General features: G+C 22.3%; 1 protein-coding gene. It reads right to left on the reverse strand.

Annotated features, from left to right (window positions below):
• Nucleotides 1–624, reverse strand: a 624-nt coding sequence (locus tag GBZ86_RS16410; protein ID WP_422678941.1) for an MGDG synthase family glycosyltransferase, incomplete at its 3' end; no start/stop codon positions are given.
• Between the last annotated feature and the right edge of the window lie 188 nt (nucleotides 625–812).

The following is an 812-nucleotide window of genomic DNA, read 5'->3' on the forward strand; positions in this document are numbered from 1 at the left end:
ATTTAAACCCATGCCACCACCCATAAGTAAAATATTAAAATAGTTATTAGTTTTATGTATTTTTGTTATTTTATTTGAATTATAAAATTCTTTTCTTAAAGGAATACCTAAAGAAAAAATATTATTTTTATTAATTCCTTTAGTAATCATATGATTTTTAGTGGATTCACTAGCTGTTATATATGCATCAATTTCTTGAGATATATAAGTATAATGAGCTTTAAAATCAGTTACTACTGAAATTATTGGTAATGAAATAAAATTTTTCTTTTTTAATTTTGATAATATACTTACACATAGTGGATGAGTAGTTATTATCAATTCAGGTTTATAACTATCAATAACTTTTAATAAACTTTTACATACGCTTGAAAAAATAATACCATTTAGTTTATTTATAAAAGAGTTATTTGTAATTTTATAACCTATACCATATAAAAGCCTTAATGAATTTGCACATAACTCATAGCCATTAACTACGGAGCCATTTAGTATTTTATTACTTTTTAAAAAATCATACACTAATACCTGATTATTTTCTGCTAATAAAATTTCTTTAAATGAATTAGCAGCTTGGTCATGACCATAACCTGTAGAGGTACTAAGTATTAAAATTTTTGCCATATCACTCACTCACTTTTTAATATTTGATTATTGTTTGACTTTTTATAAAAAATTTGTTTGTACTTAACAAACTATGGTTTTATAAACATAATTAAAAGACCAAGAGTGTTCTATAATATAAACAATGTTTATAAATTTAAAGTGCACATCCTGGTTTTAAAATTTCATATTGCATAAAGATATTATAA

This window comes from Clostridium tarantellae (assembly GCF_009295725.1).
In the GTDB taxonomy this organism is placed as follows: Bacteria; Bacillota; Clostridia; order Clostridiales; family Clostridiaceae; genus Sarcina; species Sarcina tarantellae.